The sequence below is a fragment of the Halalkalibacter oceani genome, from assembly GCF_023715705.1.
In the GTDB taxonomy this organism is placed as follows: Bacteria; Bacillota; Bacilli; order Bacillales; family Bacillaceae_D; genus Halalkalibacter; species Halalkalibacter oceani_A.
In genome coordinates, this window is the sequence record NZ_JAMBOS010000141.1 from 1 (window position 1) to 211 (window position 211).

Below are 211 nucleotides of genomic sequence, written 5' to 3' on the forward strand. Positions count from 1 at the left end.
TCATAGAAGCTGCTCGTTCTTCCGAACGAGTGCTCTTCAGGCCTTGTGCGTTATCTTTTGTGCAATAAAAAAAGTACAATCCGTTTGGATTGTACTTTATCGCCCGGCAACGTCCTACTCTTGCAGGGGGAAGCCCCCAACTACCATCGGCGCTGAAGAGCTTAACGACCGTGTTCGGCATGGGAACGGGTGTGACCTCTTCGCTATCGCC

At 51.7% G+C, this 211-nt stretch carries 1 rRNA gene; it reads right to left on the reverse strand.

Annotation, left to right across the window (positions count from 1 at the left end):
* Nucleotides 1-101: 101 nt before the first annotated feature.
* A 5S ribosomal RNA gene (gene rrf, locus M3212_RS22490) occupies nucleotides 102-211 on the reverse strand; the annotation flags it as partial.